We start from the raw sequence: 17,351 nt of genomic DNA, 5'->3' as shown, positions 1-17,351 counted from the left end.
CGGAAGGCGCGCGCTCGTCGTCCCCAAAATCAGAGTCGTCCCCAAATTCAGAAGTCTGCCAATACGCTGGTCGACCTGGCATCGCCAAAATTAGGGATCCGTCGCCGAAACCTCCTGAATGAGGGAATCTCATTTTGTTGCGGATCGGAGTATCCTCTGCATGAACGCCGTCCATCCCGAGCGGCGTGGGAACGCCGTCCATCCCGAGCGGTGTCACACCCCGTCGCGGGGGCACCATGAAATCCACACGAATTGTCGCTGGGTCACTCGATGTGACCTTCATCGTCGTCAGAGCTTTTGCATTCACGGTCGTGCTGGCCGCGCTCCTGAGTGGTTGGGTCTCGTACCGCCGCGAAGCGCAGCGACGCGAGCTCGTACGCGCGCGCCGCACCTCCGAGTGGCGCCACGAGGTCAACAATGCTCTCGCGAGCCTCGAGGGCGCGCATCTCCTCTCGCGACTCGAGTCGGGGGCGCGCCGCGACAGCGAGCTCGAGACGGCATTCGGCGACGAGCTGAACCACCTCGCCCAACTGGTCGCCGAACGCGAAGACCGCCCCCAGACAACTGCCGTCGCCAGCGTGGTCTCGCGGTGCGTCTCGATGCGCCGGGCAGCCGGCGACGTCGTCGACCTGCGGGTGGAGCCGCGCGCGAAGGACGTACATGCCGAGATGTCCGACCTGACGCTGGCCGGAGTCATCACGAATCTGCTGCTCAATTGCCACAGGCACGCACCGGGCGCGGGCGTCGTCGTCGACGTCGGTCGGGTGGACGATCGTGTTCTCATCGCGGTGACGGATGATGGTCCGGGACTCCCGCCGACGGCAACGGTCTTCAGGAATCCTGATCTCGACACGCGCCACCCGCATGGGCTGGGCCTGTCGATCGTACGCCGCGCCGTTCGCGTGCACGGCGGAACCCTGAACCTCGGCGCGGGGAAGTCCGGGCGCGGCACACGCGCGACGGTCACGCTGCCTCTCGCAGATCGAGCGGCGGTCGCCCGGAGCAGTGAAGACCAGGGTCGAAGGGACAGGTGCGTGGGTTGACGTCGCCGAAGTCGACATCCGAGGGCCCCCGCCCTGTCGTGGTCGTCGACGATCACCCCCTTATTCGCCGGGCCGTCGTCGCGGCGCTCAGTCAGGGTGGGCTGCCCGCATTCGAGTGCTCGATCGCGGACCCGGACGCGGCGGCGGCATGGATCGCGACGCTGCGCCCCGGTTCCGTCGTCCTCGATATCGATCTCGGGAGCGGCCTCGAGGATGCGGGCGAACGGATCACGCCGATTCTCGTCGCGGCGGGCTGGCGCGTCATCATCCTGACGGGAAACCGCGACCGCGAGGTGCTGGGTGCGTGCCTCGCGGCAGGCGCAACGGGATGGGTCGGGAAGGATCTCCCGCTCGACGAGATCGTCGAGCTCATCCGCCGGGCGATGGCGGGTGACGAGATCGTCTCGCATGACGAGCGGGCGCGGGCTCTGGCCGTCTCCCGCGAGGGGGCGGCCGGAGCATCCCGCCTCGCCATGCTCAGCCGGCGTGAACGTGAGGTGCTCGACAAGATGGTCGAAGGGCGCTCTGCACAGGAGATCGCCACCGATTTCGTCGTGTCGGTGCACACCGTGCGCGCGCAGATCAAGTCGGTACTCCGGAAGCTCGAGGTCACCTCGCAGCTGTCGGCCGTGGCCCTACTGCACCGCCAGCACCATTGATCGACGACTGATCACAGCAGCCCGAGTTCCATCGCGCGCGTGACCGCGCGGGTGCGGTCGTTCACCTCGAGCTTCTCGAACGCGTGCAGCAGGTGCGTCTTCACGGTCGCCTCCCCGATGAACAGCGCCCGCGCGATCTCGGGATTCGAGCGGCCGTCGGCCACGAGTCGAAGCACCTCGAGCTCTCGCGGTGAGAGCGCGGGCGCGGCGGATGTCGCATCCTGTCGCACCCGTGACACGAGCTTCGCGGCGATCGAGGGCGCGAGCACCGTCTCACCGGCGACGACCGAGCGCACGCCGGCGAGGATCTCGGCTTCGGGCGCGGCCTTCAACAGGTAGCCCGATGCCCCGGCCTCGATCGCCCCGAGGATGTGCTCGTCGGTCTCGTAGGTGGTGAGCACGAGCACTTTCGCGGTCGGGCGCGCGGTGATGATGCGTGCGGTCGCCTCGGCGCCGTCGAGCTCGGGCATGCGCAGGTCCATGAGCACGAGGTCGGGTTCGAGCTCGTCGGCGAGCCGCACCGCGTCGAGCCCGTCGACCGCCTCGCCGACGACGTCGATGTCGACCGCCGCTGACAGCAGCCCGACGATGCCGGCCCGCACGATGGGGTGGTCGTCGGCCACCAGCACGCGGATCATGCGTCCACCTCCCGTGTTCGCGCGGGCACGGTCGCACGCAGCACGGTGCCCGTCGTCGCGCCCGGCTCGAGGCTCAGCCGCCCGCCCACCAGCGCGAGGCGCTCGCGCATGCCGCTGACGCCGAATCCCGAATCCTCGTCGGCCCCGGCTGGGCCGACGCCGTCGTCCTGCACGGTGAGCTCGACCTCGTCGCCCTGCGCGACCACGTCGACCCGCGCGGATGTCGCCCGCGCGTGCTTGCGCACGTTGGCGAGGGCTTCCTGCGTGCACCGCAGGAGCACCACCTCGAGGTCGCGGTCCAGGCGCACCGGGTCGACCCGGGTTTCGACGTGCACGCCGGTCTCCCGGCTGAACCTGTCGCCGAGTCGAACGAGCGCGTCGGCGATGCCCGACTCCACCGGCACCGCCGCGTTCGCGGCCACGAGCGCCCGCGCCTCGCCCAGCGCCTCGCGGGCGGTCTGCTCGATGAGCGCGATGGTCCGAGCTGCGGCATCCGTCGGTTCGATCTCTCGCGAAGCTCTCTGGGCGAGCAGCACGAGGCCGGTGAGGCTCTGCGCGAGCGTGTCGTGGATCTCGCGGGCGAGCCGCTCGCGTTCGCTCGTCACGCCCGCGTCGCGGTGCATCGCGGCGAGTTCGTCCTGCATCGACTCGAGTTCGGCGAGCAGGCGCCCGCGCTCCTCGCCGGCTTGCTCGATGCCGGTGATCCAGAGCCCGAGGCCCACGCTGAAGAGGAGCGACAGCGCCGCGACGCCGATGGCCAGCAGGACGTTCTCGAAGCCCGACCCGGCGAAGTACCCCACGAAGACGCCCACTGCCACCATCACGTTGCCGATGATCGCCCGGCGCACGTTCGAGGCGGCGACCCAGACCATCGGGTAGGCGATGGCCTGCAGGAACGACAGGAACGGCTCGAACGAGACGCCGACGCCGAGCACGATCGCGATCAGCGCTGCGACGATGAGGTCGTGCGGGGCGCGGTGCAGTTGCAGCGCCCGCCGCGTGTACGCGAGGTACAGCACGACGAACGCTCCGAGCGCGGCCCAGGCTCCGTAGTCAGTCGGTCCGTACGGAGGATCGACGGCGAAGACGCCACCGGTGATCAGGGCGATCCCGATCACGGCGGCGTCCCACCATCGCATGTTCTGCATGGCCCTACTCTCGCACCGGCCCGACCCGCGGAGTGGTCGCACCGTTCACGCGTCGCGCCGGATCCAGCGGAAGGTCACCCTGCTGAGCACGAGTCCGACCACGAGCCAGATGCCGAGCGCGATCGCGACGCCGGGCAGGTTCCACGAGCCGTTCTGCTCGAGCGTCTCCCACCCCTCGGGCAGGAACACGTAGCGCATGCCCTGGGCGATCCACTTGAGGGGGAAGAGGCTCGCGATGTCCTGCAGCCAGGACGGCAGCATGTTCCACTGCAGGTAGACGCCCGAGATGAACTGCAGCAGCAGCACCATCGGGATCACCACGGCGGTCGCGCTCTTGCCGCTGCGCGGCAGTGCCGACAGGGCGATGCCCACGAGGGCGCACGTGACGAGACCGAGCACGAACACCCAGCCGAAGGTGAACCACTTCTCGGGCTCGGTGGGCAGTTCGATGCCGAGCACGAGCCATCCCGCCAGGATCAGCAGGCCCGCCTGCAACGTGCCGGTGACGAACACCTGGCCGATCTTGCCGAGGAAGTAGCTGATCGGCGACAACGGCGTGCCACCGAGCCGCTTGAGCGTGCCGTTGCTCTTCTCCATCGCGATGTCGACCGCGAGGTTCTGCACTCCGGTGAGCAGGATGCCGGCGGCGATCATGCCCGGCAGATAGTACGCGCCGACCGAGACCTGCGACCCGGGAGGGCCGACCTCGCCCTGCGCGCTGAACGCGGCCGTGAAGATCGCGAGCATCACGAACGGGAAGAGGAACGTGAAGAACAGCGTGTCGGGTGAGCGGAAGTACGTCTTCGTCTCGTAGCCGATGCGCGAGGCACCGAGCGTGGCCATGCTCATGCGAGCACCTCCTCGGGTTGGGCAGCAGCGTCGACGCTGCGCACGAGTTGCAGGTAGATGTCTTCGAGACTCGGGCGGATCACCTCGAGGTCGGCGGGTTCGCTGCCGAGCGAGGCAACGACGGATGCCACGACTCGGCCCGGTTCGTCGGTGCGCTCCTCGCGCAGCACGCCGTCGCGGTCGCGCCACCGCACGAGGGGCACGCGGGCGTCGGCCCCGCCGATCTCGTCGATGCCGCCGATGTCGACGAGTCGGCCGCCGGCGATCACCCCCGCACGATCAGCGAGCTGAGCCGCCTCGTCGAGGTAATGGGTCGTGAGGAGGATCGTGGTGCCCTCGGCCTTGAGACCGCGGATGACCTGCCAGAACTGGCGGCGGGCCTCGGGGTCGAATCCCGTCGTGGGCTCGTCGAGGAACAGCAGCTCGGGCCGGCCGATGATGCCGAGCGCCACGTCGACGCGGCGCTGCTGGCCGCCCGAGAGCTTCGCGATGCGGGTCTTGGCTTGCGGCTCGAGCCCCACGGCGGCGATCACCTCGTCGACGTCGCGCGGGTTCTGGTAGAAGCCCGCGAAGTGTCGCAGCTGCTCGGCCACGGTGACGAGGCCGGTCTCACCGGTCGACTGCAGCACGATACCGAGCCGCGCCTTCCAGTCGAGGCCGCCCTTCGCCGGGTCGGTGCCGAGCACGCTCACCTCGCCGCCGGTGCGGCTGCGGTAGCCCTCGAGGATCTCGATCGTCGTCGACTTGCCGGCGCCGTTCGGTCCGAGCAGGGCGAAGGTCTCGCCGGGCCGGATGTCGAAGCTCACCCCGTCGACCGCATTCTTCTGGCCGTAGGTCTTGCGCAGATCGCGCACCTGCACGGCCGCGTCGTTGGTTGTCATGGGTACAGCGTGACAGCGTGCGCGCTGCAGCGGCAGCGGTCGACCGTCGGATTCCCGCATCCACCGGTCGGTGGATGCCGTCGATCGAGAAGCGACGAAGGCGGTGGGTCGAGGAGGCGCGCCAGCGCCGTCTCGAGACCGCGTCTCGAGACCACCCCTGCCGCGGCACCAGGCCTCGATACGCCGGCTTCGCCGGCTGCTCGACCGCCGAGGCCGTCAGGCCCCCACGAGCAGCCGCGGGTGCTGCGCCTCGACGACATTGGGGTGAGCCCGCAGCCGGCTCTTCAGCCAGTTCTCGCCGAAGACCGCGTGCAGCGGGTTGGCCGGGTCCTGTGTGACGCCGCGGGCCTCGGCGGCGAGCGTCGGCGGCAGGTCGATCGTGGGGATGGTCGCATCGAGCGCGGGCCCGTGGAAGTAGGGGATCGAGATGCGCTCGACGCCCGGTGCGGGGGAGACCACGCGGTGCAGGGTCGCCTTGAGGTAGCCGCCCGTGGCGATCTCGAGCAGTTCGCCGATGTTCACGATGAACGCGCCGGACGGCGGGGTGACGTCGATCCACTCGCCGTCCTTCTCGACCTGCAGGCCGGCCTTGCCGTCCTCCACCGAGAGCAGCGTGAGCACGCCCAGGTCCTTGTGGGCGCCGACGCCCTGCGCGGGCTGCTCGGCCTCGACGCCGGGGTAGCGGGCGATCTTCATGTACGGCGAGGGCTGCGCGAACGCGGCGTCGAAGGTGTCGGAGGGCGCGCCGAGCGCCTCTGCCCAGGCACGCAGCAGTCGGGTTCCGACCTCGTCGAGCCGCGCGATCCATTCCTCGGCGACCTCGCGCAGCTCGGGCAGTGCCGCAGGCCACAGGTTCGGGCCCTGGAGTACCCAATAGTCAGGCGTGTCGACGTCGATCGGCACGGCAGTGCGCTCGGCGCCGATGTCGATCTGCTCGCGGATGTCGACACGGCCGAGCGTGCGCTCGCCGCCCATCCGCGTGTAGCCGCGGAAGTGCGGGCTCTTCACGTTCTCGATCGCGAGCTTGTGCGACTCGGGCAACGCGAAGAACGCGCGCGCCGCAGCGTACGCGCGCTCGATGAGTTCGGCAGGAACCCCGTGCCCGATGAGCGAGAAGAAGCCGACCTCGTGGGTCGCGCGCCGCAGGTCGTCGCGGAACGCGGCCTGCTGCTCGGGGGTGCCGTTGAGGAGGGAGATGTCGAGGACGGGGATGCCGGACATGAGGTGGTCCTTTCGAGGTGCCGGATGGTGCGCCGACGATGAGGCGGCCCCGGCATCCTTCGACGTCGGCTGCGTGGCATCCGATTCGGGGCGAGTGCCTCGAGAGCGGATGCCGCGGAGCTGACGCGGACGCGTCGGATGCGGCGTGAGCACGGGGGCTGCGGTCGGCGGCGCGGGAGGAAACGCGCCCTGGGGTCGTCGGGGAGACGACCGCCTAGCGGCGACAGCAGCGACAGGTGTTGGTGCTCACGATGCCGTCACGGTAACACGGATGGACGTCGCGTCGGAAACCCGGGTCAGTGCGGAAGTACGAGCAGCACGCCGAGGGTGACCATCACGACGGCGATCAGCGCGTCGAGGATGCGCCACGCACGGTGGCTCGCGAGCACCCTGCCGAGCAGCCGCGCCCCGTAGGCGAGACTGAAGAACCAGACGATGCTCGCGACGCCCGCGCCCGCGGCGAACGCCCAACGGCCGTCGCCGTGCGTGTTCGCGACGGATCCGAGCAGGAACACCGTGTCGAGGTAGACGTGCGGGTTCAGCCACGTGAGCGCGAGGCACGTGAGCACCGCGACGGTGAGCGTCGAGCGGGCCGGTCGAGTGCGGGTCGGCGCGAGCACCGTGGCGGATGTCCCGTGGCCGGGGCGTTCCTCGTCGGTCGAGGAGGTTCGCACGGCCGTATCGAGACCTTCGCCCGCGGCATCCGTCGCTGCCTCGTCGGCGACGAGCGCCTCACCCCCGGGCGTGAACGCCCTCCGCGCGGCGAGCACCCCGTACCCGACGAGGAAGGCGGCACCGACCCACCGGATCACGTCGACGAGCCACGGCACCGCATTCAACACGGCACCGATGCCCGAGACCCCGACGAGGATGAGGGTGAGATCGCTGAGCGCGCAGATCGCGGCCACGACGAACACGTGTTCGCGACGAATGCCCTGCCGCAGCACGAACACGTTCTGCGCGCCGATGGCGATGATGAGCGAGAGGCCGACGCCGAGGCCGGCGAGCGCCGAGGAGAAGATCACGGGTTCGAGGCTATGAGGCATCGACCGATCAATCCAGCTTGAGATTCTTCTTCTGCATTAGCATTGCTTCAGATGGAGATCCCACTCGACCTCGCCCGCACGCTCGCCGCCGTCATCGACGAGGGCACCTTCGATGCGGCCGCCCGACGGTTGCACATCACCCCGTCGGCGGTCTCACAGCGGGTGAAGTCGCTCGAGCACCAGCTCGGCCGGGTGCTCGTCGTGCGGTCGAAGCCCGCCCGACCGACCGAGGCGGGGGCGGCGATCGTGCGGCTCGCGCGGCAGCTCGCACTGCTCGAGCATGACGCGCTCGCCGAGTTCGGCTCAGGGGATTACGACTCCGAGGAGGGCGGGGTCACTGCCCGGCCGGTGTCGGTGCCGCTCGCGGTGAACGCCGACTCGCTCGCGACGTGGTTCCTTGCGGCGCTCGAGCGGGTCGTGCAGCGTCATCCGGTGGTCTTCGACCTGCATCGCGACGACCAGGACTTCACCGCCGGCCTGCTCGAATCGGGAACCGTCATGGGCGCGGTCACGTCGCAGGCGACGCCGGTGGCCGGGTGCCTCGTGCGCCCGCTCGGCGTCATGCGGTACGAGGCGGTGGCGACGCCGGGGTTCGCCGAGCGGTGGGGCGTTGCGGATGAGCGCCGGCGCGATGCGCTCGCCACGGCGCCCGTGGTCGACTTCGATCGCCGAGACGACCTGCAGCGCGAGTACCTCGTGGGCCGGGGTGTCGATGCCGATCGGCCGCCGCGACATTACGTGCCGGCGTCGAACGACTTCGCCACGGCGATCAAGCTCGGGCTCGGCTGGGGGCTGCTGCCGGCGTTCCAGTCGGCGGGTGAACTCGAGCGCGGCGACCTCGTTCGGCTCGGCGGGTCGCCCGTCGACGTGCCGCTGTACTGGCAGCAGTGGAACCTGCGCTCACCGCTGCTCGATGCGATCGCCGGCGCGGTCATCGCCGAGGCGCGCAGCGAACTGCGCGCCTGAACCTCGGCGCTACGCGGGATCCTCGATCTTGAAGCCGACCTTGAGGGTGACCTGGAAGTGGGCGACCGCCCCGTCTTCGATCTCGCCCCGCACCGAGACGACCTCGAACCAGTCCATGTTGCGGATCGTCGCCGACGCTCGGGCGATGCCGTTGCGGATCGCGGTGTCGATGCCATCGGGCGACGTGCCGACGATCTCGGTGACGCGATAGGTGTGGTTGCTCATCGTGATCTCCTCCGCGCGGGGGACGCCGTTGTGCCCGCTGATGCCGACCCTACCCCGTGGGGCGGCTCAGCCGAAGAGCCGCTGCAGTCGCTGTACGCCCTCGAGCAGCGGGGCGTCACCCAGCGCGTAGCTGAACCGCAGGTATCCGCTCGGCCCGAACGCCTCGCCCGGCACCGCTGCGACGTCGGCCTGCTCGAGCATGAGGTCGGCGAGCTCGAGCGACGTGGCCGGCGTGACCCCGCCCCACTCGCGGCCGAGCAGCCCCGACACGTCGGGGTACACGTAGAACGCTCCCTGCGGTACGGGCACCGTGACGCCCTCGATCTTCGAGAGCTCGGCGACGATGGTGCGGCGGCGGCGGTCGAACGCCTGCCGCATCTCCTCGACCGCGTCCTGCGGGCCGTTGAGCGCGGCGATCGCGGCGCGCTGCGAGATGTTCGAGACGTTCGACGAGAGGTGCGACTGCAGGTTCGCGGCGCCCTTGATCACGTCGGCGGGGCCGACCATCCAGCCGAGGCGCCAGCCGGTCATGGCGTAGGTCTTGGCGACGCCGTTGACGAGGATCGTCTGGTTCGCGAGCCCGGGCACGGCCTCGACAATCGAGACCGCGCGCGGCGCCGGGCCGCCGACCTCGTCGGAGTAGGTGAGGTTCTGGTAGATCTCGTCGCTGACGACCCAGATGCCGTGCTCGAGCGCCCACTCGCCGATGGCCTTCGTCTGCTCGGCCGAGTACACGGCACCGGTCGGGTTCGACGGCGACACGAACAGCAGCACCTTGGTGCGCTCGGTGCGTGCGGCCTCGAGCTGCTCGACCGTGACGAGATAGCCCTGGTCGGCGCCCGCGAACACGTCGACCTGCACGCCGCCGGCGAGCTTGATGGACTCGGGGTACGTCGTCCAGTACGGGGTCGGCACGAGCACCTCGTCGCCGTCGTCGAGCAGCACCTGGAAGGCCTGGTACACCGCCTGCTTGCCGCCGTTCGTCACCACGACCTGGCCGGGCGACACCTCGAGGCCCGAATCGCGCAGCGTCTTCGCCGCGACCGCCTCGCGCAGGTCGGGCAGGCCGGCGGCGGGCGTGTAGCGGTAGTTCTTGGGGTCGTGCGTCGCCGCGAGCGCCGCCTCGACGATGTACTCGGGCGTCGAGAAGTCGGGCTCGCCCGCCGCGTACGAGATGACCGGCCGGCCCTCGGCCTGCAGGGCCTTCGCCTTCGCATCGACCTTGAGGGTCGCGGACTCGGCGATGGCGGCGATTCGGGCGGAGAGGCGCGGGTGCTCGGTCACCCTCACAGCCTAGAACGAGCGGATGCCTCGTGGGGTTATCTCTGTGGTCTCTCGAGATGCTGGAGAAGCGTCGGGTGGGCGGATGTCTCGCATCCGCCCACCCGTCGGCGGTGCAGGTTCGATCAGCCCGCGGTCACCGCGACATCGGGCTGGTCGCTGAAGAAGCCGTCCATGCCGGCCGCGAGGAACACGCCGATCTCGCCGACGAGGTCGCCGGGGGCGCTCGGGTCGGCGCTCGAACGGAACTCGACCGGCAGGAACTGGTTCTCGAGGCGGAACGTCCAGCCGTGCACGGTCAGCCCGGCTGCGTGCGCGTCGGCGATGACCGACGTCGGCTGGCCGAGGTTGCCTGCCGCGGTCCGCGGGATCATGACCGACTTCTCGAGGCCGACGCCGTCGGCGTACCCGGCGATCTCGGCGAGCCCTGCCGGGGTCACGAGGTCGGCGTAGGTGCGCGGGTCGCCTGCCGCGACGAAGTCGTAGGGCCGGCCCGACGGGCTGATGAGCTGCGCGATCTTCACATTCGTCAGCTCGTCGAGGTCGCGCAGGTTGGCGACCTCGAAGCTCTGCAGGATGACGGGTGCGTCGGTGCGATCGACGTCGTTCGCCTGCAGCGCCGCCGCGAGCGGCTCTTCGAGCGAGAGCCCGATCGAGTCGAAGTACGTCGGATGCTTCGTCTCGGGGTAGACGCCGACCTGGCGGCCGTCGCAGCTCACCGAGTGACGGGCGAGATCGATGACCTCGTCGAGGGTGGGCACCTGGTAGAGGCCATCGAAGGCGGTGTTCGCGGGCCGGGTGAGCGGGAGGCGCTCCTTGGCCCGCAGGGTCCTCAGCTCGGCGAACGTGAAGTCCTCGGTGAACCATCCAGTGACGCGCACCCCGTCGATGACCTTCGTCGCACGGCGGTCCGCGAACTCGGCTCGTGACGAGACATCCGTCGTGCCGCTGATCTCGTTCTCGTGACGGGCGACGAGCACGCCGTCCTTGGTCGCGACCACGTCGGGCTCGATGTAGTCGGCGCACTGCACGATCGCGGTCTCGTACGCGGCGAGCGTGTGCTCGGGGCGGTGGCCGCTGGCGCCGCGGTGGGCGACGAGGGTGACGTCGGACGGCTCGATGCGGGTCTTGCGCAGGTCGATGATGTCGAACTCGGTGTCGTCGGGCGAGCCCGGGATGCGCGCGTCGTTGCCGGGGTAGTTGTTGTCGTTGCCGATCAGCAGGCGGCCGTCCTTCAGTTGCACGACGATCTCGAACGACTGCACGGGCAGCGAGAAGACCTCGCCGGTGCCGTAGCCGTCGCCCGTGCCGATGGCGTCGGGATTGGCGATGTGCAGTGCGTCGAGCACGAGCGTCTTCTCGACGAACCCGCGGGCGTCGGTGCGCTTCAGGTCGATCTCGTAGACGCGCTTGGTCACCGACTGGTCACCCTCGAAGTCGTCGCGTTCGACGAGCAGCAGCACGTCGTTCTTCACGGTGAAGGCGTCGCCGATGACGTTCGCCTCCTGGTCGGTCTCGTAGTCCCAGGTGCGGCCGGTGTAGGCGCCGGCCTTCGTGTCGAACTCGTGGATCTCGCGGCGGCGCAGGTCGGTCTCGTCGGCGTACGAGCCCTCGATGACCGGGTAGAGGTAGCGGCCGTTCGTCGATGCGGCGAGCGCCTCGAACCCGCGGCTCGCGCGAACGCGAGGCGTCTCGCCCGATGCCAGGTACGGGTTCTGCGGGGACTTCGCGCCCGTGAGCGAGTACGGCTTCTCGAGCAGGGTGCCCTCGGCGTCGAAGTGCAGCAGGAACGGCCCGAACTCCTCGCCGACCCAGAACGTGCCGTCCTTCGCGCGCACGACCGACTCGATGTCGAAGTCGGCGCCGGTGAGCAGGCGATCGGATGTCCCGTCATTGACGATCTCGAAGTCGAGCACGTCATTGCGGTCGTTGTACGAGATGAAGCGCTCGATCGCGATCGAGCCGTCGCCGCCCTCGGCGGTCTGCCAGGCCGGCCGCACGAGGTAGTTGCGCAGCAGGAAGTCGGCCGAGTTGCCCTTCGAGCCGAACCCGTTGTCGGGCTGCGCCCAGAACGTGCCGTCGCCGTTGTCGATGGCGGCCGAGAAGCCGGGGATGACCTGCCCCTCCCACGGGCCCTGACGGCCATTGGCCGCCGAGGCGAGCGCGCCCGAGGCGGGACCCTCCTCGAGGTGGTCGGCCGAGAGCGTCGCGCGGGCGACGAGCGTCGGCACATGGGTCTTGACGGTCGGACCGGAGCCCCGGCCCTGGTCGTTGTCGGCCGCGACTGCGGCCGACGGGACGAGTGCGATGGCGGTGGCGACAGCCGTGGCGATCGCGAGGGTGCGCGGTATCGCGCGGCGTAGGGATGTTCGGCTCATGCCTCGCAGCCAATCGAGCGCGGGCGGCACGCGCGTGACCGGAGAGCGAAGGTTCGGAGGCGGCCGGGTGAACGGGGGTCGCGAGCACCCGCAGCACCAACACGAGTGGAGAATCACTCAGCATCGAATGATGAGATATTGAAGATCATCATAATCTGAGCCATGTCGGCTACGTCCCGCTACTGCTCCGCTCAGAGGCGGCCGCGTCCTCCCAGATCGAACATCTCACCGCCAGCGCCCGTGCCATCCTCACCGCCGAGATCGGCGACACCAGCAAACGGAACGCCACCGAGATCGTGGGGAACACCCGGGCGATGCAGTCCGCGCTCACACTCGCCGACGAGCTCACCCCCGACTCCGTCCGCGAGATGCACCGGGTGCTCATGGACGGCACGAACCACACACCAGGGGACTGGCGCACCCAGCCAGTGTGGATCGGCAGGAGCGCCCGCAGCCCTGTCGGTGCCACCTTCGTCGCGCCGCAACACGAGCGAGTGCCCGGCCTGATGGACGACGTCATGGCGTTCGCTCGTCGAGATGACCTCCCCGTGCTCGCGCAGGTGGCCATCGTCCACGCCCAGTTCGAGACCATCCACCCCTTCACCGACGGCAATGGGCGCACCGGACGCGCACTCGTGCAGTCGATGCTCCGCGGCAAGGACATCACCCGCTCTGTGACCGTTCCCGTCCGCCGGGCTCCTCACCGACGTGAACGCCTACCACGAAGCGCTCACGGCCTTTCGTGGCGGCGACGTCGAACCCATCATCGAACAGATGTCCGTCGCCTCGGATGACGCCATCCGCAATGCGAAGATCCTCATCGGGCAGCTCCGCGAGATCACCGCCGGTTGGCGCGAGAAAGCCAAGTCGCGCGCCGGTTCCCAGCTCGAGCAGGTGCTCGCGTACGCGGCACGGCAGCCGGTGTTCACCGCGGCCACCGCGGCCGACGCGCTCGGCATCGCCGCACCGAACGTCTATCCGCACCTCCGGAGACTCGCGGAACTCGGCATCTTCAACCAGAAGGCCGAGTACCGGCTCGGGCAGGTCTGGCGAGCCGACGAGGTGCTCGCAGCACTCGACCAGTTCGTCGAGCGCGCCGGCCGCCGCGGCAACGCGACGTGAGTACCGCTCAGAGGTTGCGGCCGATGTCCCAGAGCCGGTCGGGGCGCCCGTCGAGCGCCTCCGACACCGCGAGCGCCTGGTCGTCCGAGAGCGACGCCACGTAGTCGATGACGCCGCGACCGACCCCGAGCCGACGAACGTCGGTCGCGTCGGGGACGGGCACGCCCTCGGGCCGCGACTCGCGAAGCCCTGCGTAGCCGTCGGTCGCGATCTCGACGAGCTCTTTGAGGCGCTGCGGCACCCGGTCGCGGTCGTGCTCGTCGGTGGCCCAGGCGCTCAGTCCCTTGACGGCTCGGGCCAGCACGCGGCTGAGGCCGCGCTGGTACATGACGATGTCGGCCCGGTCGAGGATGAAGTGGCGGTGCACGAACTTCAGGATCTCGACCTCGTGCCAGGCGCGCACGTCGAGGGTCACGAGCCCGGTGCGCACCACGTCGGGCGGCGCCGGCACGACCGACGACTGCAGGTGACTGATCCACCGGTTCGTGAACGACGACAGCGCCCGCTCCGACGCGATCGAACCGTCGAACGGCGACGCGAGCAGGCCGTCGACGAGGTCGTCGGCGACCCCGTGCACGGCGTCGGCGAACGCGTCGTCGTCGGCGATCCACGGGTCACCGCGGCGCAGCTTGCGGCGCAGCCCCTCGAGCGCGCTTCCGGGCGGCGCCGTCCGCACCGCGAGCGCCTCGTCGTCGAGGTCGCGAAGGCCGCCGCCGTCGTCCATCCACCCCCGGAACTCGCGTGCGACCGCGCCCTGGCTGAGCACCCCGGCCCGGTAGAAGTCGTCGACGTCGTGGATCGAGTACGCGATGTCGTCGGCGATGTCCATGATCGAGCACTCGAGGGACTGCTGCAGCGGCGGATGTCCCGACCGAGCCTGCTCGAGGTCGTGGGCGTCGATGCCGTACGCCGAGTACTTCAGCGCCTCGACGCCCTCGGCCGTGCGGCGCATGCCGCGCGGCACCGGGCCGTCGCCGAGCGCGTCGCCGTCGACGTACCGCGTCCACGGGTACTTCGCGACCGCCGTGCGCACGGCCGCCGTGAGGTTGAGGCCGCGCGGCGCGGCCTCGCTCACGTCGAGCGCCGTCAGGATGCGGTAGCTCTGCGCGTTGCCCTCGAACCCGTCACCGAGGCCGAGCGTCTCACGGGCGAGGCGGTCGAGCACGCGCTCGCCGAGGTGACCGAACGGCGGGTGCCCGAGGTCGTGGGCGCTCGCCGCGGCCTGCACCACGACCGCATCGCAGCCGTGGGCCAGTGCGAACGCGCGGGTCGGTGACGCGGCATCCGTCAGTTTCACGGCGATCGCGCGCGAGACCGCGGTCACCTTGATCGAGTGCGTCAACCGATTGTGGATCAACGGACCCGCGCCCGGCTGCGCGATCACCTGCGTGACGGCCGACAACCGCGAGAAGTACGGCGAGAACCTGATGCGCTCGAGGTCGAGCCGGAACTGCGAGTGCTCGCCCGTGACCTCGGCGCTGCTGCGCGGCTCGGGAACCCGGCGTGACGCACGCTCGATCGACATACGCCCAATCTAGGCGCATGCCGCCGAGTCGACCGGGGCCCCGACGTCAGTCGCCCTCGCGAGCCGCCTTCATCTCCTTGCCGTGCACCGTGAGCGCGTAGATCACGAAGATGTCGAGGATGATCACGATGAGCGACCACCACGGCTGCGCCGGCAACAGCGCGAGCTGGCTGATGGCGCTCACCGCCGCGAGGATGATCGCGATGACGCGCGCCCAGGTCGCCCCCGTGAAGAGCGCGATCGCGACGAGGATGAGCAGGACGCCGATGATCAGGTGCCACCATCCCCATCCCTGCACGTCGAGCAGGAACAGGTTCCCGTTGACGACGAAGTAGGCGCTGTCGGGTTGGAGCAGGGCGATGAACCCCCTGATGGCATCGAAGATACCGGCGATCAGCAGGACGATGCCGGCGAACCAGCCCCATCCGACCCAACCGGTCACCTGGGTGTCACTCATGTGGAACAACTCCCTTGCATTCGTCAGGGTGCGAGACGCGGTTCGGCCGCGCACGGTGGTGCTGATCGTGACGGTAGGCACGCGGCCGGGGCCTGTCATCATGCAGTTCGCGTGATTGCCGGACGGATGCCGCTGCCCGAGCCGGGGCATCCGCCCGCTTGGCGGCTCAGTTTTACTCTGCCTACGCGGTCGCATACACTTGGTGAGGTTGTTGAGTCGGCCAAGCTTCACTGCGCCTGTTTTCACGGGCTCTGGGGGGTCGGGTCGTACGAATCTCAACTCGTGGAAGGTTCGGGAGAGTTCCGGGCGTCCATAGGGCGGTGGCTCAATTGGTAGAGCAGCGGTCTCCAAAACCGCAGGTTGCAGGTTCGAGTCCTGTCCGCCCTGCGAGCCGGCGATGAATGCCGGCCCACGAAAGGTGTACGAAGTGGCACGAAAAGTAATCGACGAGCCGAGTGAAGACGTCGTCGCCAACGCGAAGCGCGATCGCGCGGCGCAGCGGAATCCCTTTTCGCGCATTGCATTGTTCATCCGGCAGGTCATCGCTGAACTGAAGAAGGTCGTCACTCCGACCCGCAGAGAGCTCTTCAGCTTCACCGTCGTCGTGCTCGTGTTCGTCATCATCATGATGGCGATCGTCTACGGGCTCGACCAACTGTTCGGGTGGCTGGTGCTGTACGTCTTCGGAACGGGCTAGGCCTGATCGGGCCTACGGCTCGAGGTATCCGGTTCGCCGCAGGCGCACGCAAGAAAAAGGATTGAGACAAGTGTCAAAGATTGAGCGCGACGACGTCGACTGGGCCACTGCCGCCGAGCAGTCGGCCGAAGACGACGAGGCCCAGACGGGCAACTCGCTCGAGCACGACGAGAACTCAGTCGAGCCCGCCGAGCAGCGTGCGGTGCACGTCGTCGACGACGAGGGCAACGAGGTCGACCTCGATGCCGTGCTCGACGCCATGGCCGAGTCGAACGACCCCGAGGCCGACGCCGTCATCGACGACGCCCTCGACATCGACTCGCCCGAAGAGGCCGAGGCCGCCTTCGAGGCCGTCACCGAAGAAGAAGAAGAGACCACCGACCCCTACGCCGAGTTCCGCGCCGAGCTGCGGTTCCTCCCGGGCAAGTGGTACGTCATCCACTCCTACGCCGGGTTCGAGCGTCGCGTGAAGGCGAACATCGAACAGCGCCGCGAGTCGATGGCCATGGCCGACTACATCTACCAGGTCGAAGTGCCGATGGAAGACGTCGTCGAGATCAAGAACGGCCAGCGCAAGATGGTCACTCGCGTACGCATCCCCGGCTACGTGCTCGTGCGCATGGAGCTCAACGAAGAGAGCTGGTCGGTCATCCGCCACACCCCCGGCGTCACCGGCTTCGTGGGCAACGCGCACAACCCGACCCCGCTTCGCTTCGAAGAGTCCTTCGGCATGCTGAAGAGCCTCGTCGAGATCAAGGACGTCGCCCCCGCCAAGGGCGCGAAGGCCGGCGCAGCCTCCGGTGCCGCCCGCCAGCTTCCCGCCGAGGTCGACTTCGAGGTCGGCGAGACCATCACCATCAAGGACGGCTCGTTCGCGGGCCTTCCCGGCACGATCAGCGAGATCAAGCCCGAGAGCGGCAAGCTCACCGTGCTCGTCTCGCTCTTCGAACGCGAGACCCCGGTCGAACTCAGCTTCGACCAGGTCACGAAGCTGTAGAACCTCTGTCGCCGGTCGAGTAGGCGCGCCAGCGCCGTATCGAGACCCTCGCAGGGGGTCTCGATACGCTTCGCTACCCGACCGGCGACTTTCCGTTATCATTGACAGGTTGTGCGCGCGCGCACAAACCCCCAAACCACCGCATCCCGGATCCGCCGGGCCTGCGGGAGAGTGCCCCGCCCTTCGACAAGCTCAGGGGCGGGCGTTCGAACAGAAAG

At 69.1% G+C, this 17,351-nt stretch carries 18 protein-coding genes and 1 tRNA gene; 8 read left to right on the top strand and 11 right to left on the bottom strand.

The window, feature by feature from the left end:
• Positions 1 to 236: 236 nt before the first annotated feature.
• A complete protein-coding gene (locus tag LSF15_RS19200) occupies positions 237 to 1,043 on the top strand; it encodes a sensor histidine kinase (protein ID WP_372459960.1) in 807 nt (268 codons plus the stop codon).
• Complete coding sequence (locus tag LSF15_RS09245; protein WP_232498228.1) at positions 1,040 to 1,702, top strand: response regulator; 663 nt, start codon at positions 1,040 to 1,042, stop codon at positions 1,700 to 1,702. Before LSF15_RS19200 ends, LSF15_RS09245 begins: the two co-directional genes overlap by 4 nt.
• Positions 1,703 to 1,713: 11 nt before the next feature.
• Here the strand turns inward: LSF15_RS09245 and LSF15_RS09240 are convergent, their stop codons facing one another.
• The 6 genes from LSF15_RS09240 to LSF15_RS09215 form a co-directional block, all read right to left on the bottom strand.
• On the bottom strand, positions 1,714 to 2,340 hold the full coding sequence (locus tag LSF15_RS09240) for a response regulator (protein ID WP_232498227.1): 627 nt from the start codon (positions 2,338 to 2,340) through the stop codon (positions 1,714 to 1,716).
• On the bottom strand, positions 2,337 to 3,488 hold the full coding sequence (locus LSF15_RS09235; protein WP_232498226.1) for a sensor histidine kinase: 1,152 nt from the start codon (positions 3,486 to 3,488) through the stop codon (positions 2,337 to 2,339). The genes LSF15_RS09240 and LSF15_RS09235 overlap by 4 nt, the downstream gene beginning before the upstream one ends.
• 45 nt (positions 3,489 to 3,533) lie before the next feature.
• Positions 3,534 to 4,337, bottom strand: a complete 804-nt coding sequence (locus tag LSF15_RS09230) for an ABC transporter permease (protein ID WP_232498225.1) — start codon at positions 4,335 to 4,337, stop codon at positions 3,534 to 3,536.
• Positions 4,334 to 5,218 (bottom strand): ABC transporter ATP-binding protein, encoded by an 885-nt coding sequence (locus LSF15_RS09225; protein WP_232498224.1) that lies wholly within the window; start codon positions 5,216 to 5,218, stop codon positions 4,334 to 4,336. Before LSF15_RS09225 ends, LSF15_RS09230 begins: the two co-directional genes overlap by 4 nt.
• Before the next feature lie 216 nt (positions 5,219 to 5,434).
• Entirely contained in the window at positions 5,435 to 6,439 is a 1,005-nt protein-coding gene (locus LSF15_RS09220; RefSeq protein WP_232498223.1) for an isopenicillin N synthase family dioxygenase, read from the bottom strand.
• Between the two features lie 296 nt (positions 6,440 to 6,735).
• The gene (locus tag LSF15_RS09215) at positions 6,736 to 7,461 is read right to left on the bottom strand and encodes a LysE/ArgO family amino acid transporter (protein ID WP_232498273.1); all 726 of its coding nucleotides are present in this window, start codon (positions 7,459 to 7,461) and stop codon (positions 6,736 to 6,738) included.
• A 75-nt stretch (positions 7,462 to 7,536) separates the two neighbouring features.
• Between LSF15_RS09215 and LSF15_RS09210 the strand changes: the two genes are divergently transcribed.
• Entirely contained in the window at positions 7,537 to 8,451 is a 915-nt protein-coding gene (locus LSF15_RS09210; protein WP_232498222.1) for a LysR family transcriptional regulator ArgP, read from the top strand.
• Positions 8,452 to 8,460: 9 nt separating this feature from the next.
• Here LSF15_RS09210 and LSF15_RS09205 read toward each other — a convergent pair whose 3' ends face one another.
• From LSF15_RS09205 to LSF15_RS09195, 3 genes are all read right to left on the bottom strand, one after another.
• Positions 8,461 to 8,676 (bottom strand): dodecin, encoded by a 216-nt coding sequence (locus tag LSF15_RS09205; protein WP_232498221.1) that lies wholly within the window; start codon positions 8,674 to 8,676, stop codon positions 8,461 to 8,463.
• 66 nt (positions 8,677 to 8,742) lie between these two features.
• Positions 8,743 to 9,960 (bottom strand): pyridoxal phosphate-dependent aminotransferase, encoded by a 1,218-nt coding sequence (locus LSF15_RS09200; protein WP_232498220.1) that lies wholly within the window; start codon positions 9,958 to 9,960, stop codon positions 8,743 to 8,745.
• Between the two features lie 122 nt (positions 9,961 to 10,082).
• Entirely contained in the window at positions 10,083 to 12,335 is a 2,253-nt protein-coding gene (locus LSF15_RS09195) for an esterase-like activity of phytase family protein (RefSeq protein WP_232498219.1), read from the bottom strand.
• Between the two features lie 314 nt (positions 12,336 to 12,649).
• Here LSF15_RS09195 and LSF15_RS19195 point away from each other — a divergent pair, with 314 nt between their 5' ends.
• Together LSF15_RS19195 and LSF15_RS09185 are read left to right on the top strand one after the other, a co-directional pair.
• Positions 12,650 to 13,129 (top strand): Fic family protein, encoded by a 480-nt coding sequence (locus LSF15_RS19195; protein ID WP_486303316.1) that lies wholly within the window; start codon positions 12,650 to 12,652, stop codon positions 13,127 to 13,129.
• Positions 13,110 to 13,457, top strand: coding sequence for a hypothetical protein (locus tag LSF15_RS09185; protein ID WP_232498218.1), 348 nt, complete (start codon positions 13,110 to 13,112; stop codon positions 13,455 to 13,457). Before LSF15_RS19195 ends, LSF15_RS09185 begins: the two co-directional genes overlap by 20 nt.
• A gap of 7 nt (positions 13,458 to 13,464) precedes the next feature.
• On the opposite strand, the gene dgt is transcribed toward LSF15_RS09185, so the two are convergent.
• Positions 13,465 to 14,982, bottom strand: a complete 1,518-nt coding sequence (dgt, locus tag LSF15_RS09180) for a dGTP triphosphohydrolase (RefSeq protein WP_232498217.1) — start codon at positions 14,980 to 14,982, stop codon at positions 13,465 to 13,467.
• A 46-nt stretch (positions 14,983 to 15,028) separates the two neighbouring features.
• Positions 15,029 to 15,439 carry a DUF7144 family membrane protein gene (locus LSF15_RS09175; protein WP_232498216.1) on the bottom strand — a complete coding sequence of 137 codons (411 nt, stop codon included), beginning with the start codon at positions 15,437 to 15,439 and terminating at the stop codon, positions 15,029 to 15,031.
• Positions 15,440 to 15,753: 314 nt separating this feature from the next.
• Here LSF15_RS09175 and LSF15_RS09170 point away from each other — a divergent pair.
• From LSF15_RS09170 to nusG, 3 genes are all read left to right on the top strand, one after another.
• A tRNA-Trp gene (locus LSF15_RS09170) sits at positions 15,754 to 15,826 on the top strand.
• A gap of 40 nt (positions 15,827 to 15,866) precedes the next feature.
• Positions 15,867 to 16,136 carry a preprotein translocase subunit SecE gene (gene secE / locus LSF15_RS09165; protein WP_232498215.1) on the top strand — a complete coding sequence of 90 codons (270 nt, stop codon included), beginning with the start codon at positions 15,867 to 15,869 and terminating at the stop codon, positions 16,134 to 16,136.
• Between the two features lie 70 nt (positions 16,137 to 16,206).
• Entirely contained in the window at positions 16,207 to 17,133 is a 927-nt protein-coding gene (gene nusG / locus LSF15_RS09160; protein WP_232498214.1) for a transcription termination/antitermination protein NusG, read from the top strand.
• The last annotated feature ends 218 nt before the right edge of the window (positions 17,134 to 17,351 follow it).

The organism is Agromyces humatus (assembly GCF_021228295.1).
Classification (GTDB): domain Bacteria; phylum Actinomycetota; class Actinomycetes; order Actinomycetales; family Microbacteriaceae; genus Agromyces; species Agromyces humatus.
The sequence above is the reverse complement of the archived record's forward strand: the minus strand, read 5'-3'. Positions and strand labels throughout refer to the sequence as shown.

What these genes read in the sequence shown, in the direction of transcription:
- LSF15_RS09185 (WP_232498218.1), top strand. Translation starts at nt 13,110, where the DNA reads ATGTCCGTCGCCTCGGATGACGCCATCCGCAATGCGAAGATCCTCATC.
- dgt (WP_232498217.1), bottom strand. Translation starts at nt 14,982, where the DNA reads ATGTCGATCGAGCGTGCGTCACGCCGGGTTCCCGAGCCGCGCAGCAGC.
- LSF15_RS09205 (WP_232498221.1), bottom strand. Translation starts at nt 8,676, where the DNA reads ATGAGCAACCACACCTATCGCGTCACCGAGATCGTCGGCACGTCGCCC.
- LSF15_RS09220 (WP_232498223.1), bottom strand. Translation starts at nt 6,439, where the DNA reads ATGTCCGGCATCCCCGTCCTCGACATCTCCCTCCTCAACGGCACCCCC.
- LSF15_RS09210 (WP_232498222.1), top strand. Translation starts at nt 7,537, where the DNA reads ATGGAGATCCCACTCGACCTCGCCCGCACGCTCGCCGCCGTCATCGAC.
- LSF15_RS09195 (WP_232498219.1), bottom strand. Translation starts at nt 12,335, where the DNA reads ATGAGCCGAACATCCCTACGCCGCGCGATACCGCGCACCCTCGCGATC.
- LSF15_RS09175 (WP_232498216.1), bottom strand. Translation starts at nt 15,439, where the DNA reads ATGAGTGACACCCAGGTGACCGGTTGGGTCGGATGGGGCTGGTTCGCC.
- LSF15_RS09240 (WP_232498227.1), bottom strand. Translation starts at nt 2,340, where the DNA reads ATGATCCGCGTGCTGGTGGCCGACGACCACCCCATCGTGCGGGCCGGC.
- LSF15_RS09235 (WP_232498226.1), bottom strand. Translation starts at nt 3,488, where the DNA reads ATGCAGAACATGCGATGGTGGGACGCCGCCGTGATCGGGATCGCCCTG.
- LSF15_RS19195 (WP_486303316.1), top strand. Translation starts at nt 12,650, where the DNA reads ATGCAGTCCGCGCTCACACTCGCCGACGAGCTCACCCCCGACTCCGTC.
- LSF15_RS19200 (WP_372459960.1), top strand. Translation starts at nt 237, where the DNA reads ATGAAATCCACACGAATTGTCGCTGGGTCACTCGATGTGACCTTCATC.
- LSF15_RS09230 (WP_232498225.1), bottom strand. Translation starts at nt 4,337, where the DNA reads ATGAGCATGGCCACGCTCGGTGCCTCGCGCATCGGCTACGAGACGAAG.
- LSF15_RS09225 (WP_232498224.1), bottom strand. Translation starts at nt 5,218, where the DNA reads ATGACAACCAACGACGCGGCCGTGCAGGTGCGCGATCTGCGCAAGACC.